The 1,654-nt window shown below is 64.6% G+C and carries 1 protein-coding gene; it reads right to left on the reverse strand.

Going from position 1 to position 1,654, the window contains the following annotated elements; genetic code table 11:
• Positions 1-69: 69 nt before the first annotated feature.
• The gene (locus AAEX60_RS13275; protein ID WP_342104043.1) at positions 70-1,431 is read right to left on the reverse strand and encodes a glycoside-pentoside-hexuronide (GPH):cation symporter; all 1,362 of its coding nucleotides are present in this window, start codon (positions 1,429-1,431) and stop codon (positions 70-72) included.
• Positions 1,432-1,654 lie beyond the last annotated feature (223 nt).

Here is a 1,654-nt window from a genome sequence, read left to right on the forward strand (position 1 = left end):
CCGGAGAGACGTTCGATTCCCCTCCTCCCCTGGGGAGGATGGTCCTCCGCGACGGGAACCGGGGACTGGTCAGGCCGGGATCTCCTGGCTGGCCTGACGGGCGCGCATCTCTTCCACCATGCTGCGCACCTTCTCATCGGTGAGCGGATAGGCGACGAAGATCAGCAGGCCGGCGATGCCGAAGACCACCGGGGCCAGGCCCATCAGGGCCTTGATGGCGGTGATGGCGCTCTCGGGCTGCACCTTGGCGCCCTTCCCGGCGAAGGAGCCCCACAGGAGCACCCAGCCCTGCACCGAGCCGGCCAGCGCCTGGGACATCTTGCGGAAGAAGGAGTAGACGGCGTAGACGGCACCCTCGGTGCGCTCGCCGGTCTTCCACTCGCCGTAGTCCACGGCGTCGGCCTCGAAGGCGAACAGCAGGCTCATGATCAGGTTCTGCACAAAGCCCCACAGGCAGAAGGTGGCCATCACGATGGTCTTGTTGGCCGGCATGAAGAAGATCCACACGCCCAGGGCCATCATCAGACAGGCGCCGACGATGAAGGTCTTCTTCTTGCCCATCGCATTGACGCAGGTGGGCACGGCGGGCACCGCCAGCAACGAACCGATCGAGGAGAGCACCACCATGCTGACCAGGGCGGTGGCGTCCTTGAGGACGAACTGGGCATAGAAGGCCTGGCTGGCCTGGACCGAGAAGACGCCGGTGAGGAAGATCAGGTTGCTGATGCACAGGATCAGCAACGGCTTGTTGACCTTGACCACCTTGACGGTTTCGGCCAAGGTGATCGGCTTCTTCTCGTGGTGGATCTGTTCCTTGCAGGTGAAGAAGGTGATCAGGTAGAGCAGGAAGCCGACGACGACGAACAGCAGCGTCACCTTGGTCAGCGCGCCCTGCAGGCCGTGCGGGTCGGTGGCGTACTTCTTGATCTGCGGGCTGACCACCAGCACCAGCGCCAGGGTGCCCAGGATGGGGCCGACGCCGCGCCAGACGCCCAGCTTGGAGCGCTCGATGGTGTCCTGCGTCATGGAGGTGGCCAGCGAGCCGTAGGGGATGTTGACCAGCGAGTACAGGGTGCCGAGCAGCATGTAGGTCAGCCAGGCGTAGACGTACTTCATCGTCGTGCTGGAGAAGTCCGGGACGGTGAACAGCGCGACGCTGGAGAAGAGCAGCGGCAGGCTGGCGAACAGCAGCCACGGCCGGAACTTGCCCCAGCGGCTACGGGTGATGTCCACCATCCGGCCGGCGAACAGGTCCGCGAAGGCGTCGTAGAAGCGCACCACGAAGAACATGGTGCCGATGGCGGCGGGGTTCAGCCCGACGACGACGGTGTAGTAGAGCATCAGGAACATGCCCTGCATGGAGAAGGCCAAGTTGTTGGCCAGATCACCGGCCATGTAGCCCGCGTAGTTCTTGGTGGTCAATTTCTTCATCCGTGGTTCTCCCCTCCGGCTGCTTCGCCGGTTGTCGGGGCGTCTCCTGCGAGCCCCTGATGAACCAATTCCACCGTCTGCCCCACCCGAACCGGGGGGCGTTGCCAGCAGTTGCCGGAAGAACGACGGCGCGTAGGACTTCCCTCGCCGCACGACGCACGGCGGCCCGTCCCCGGACCAGTTCAATCCGGGGGCAGGCCAACCTTGACTCCGTCGGCCCAAA

This window comes from Luteococcus sp. H101 (assembly GCF_038433155.1).
In the GTDB taxonomy this organism is placed as follows: domain Bacteria; phylum Actinomycetota; class Actinomycetes; order Propionibacteriales; family Propionibacteriaceae; genus Luteococcus.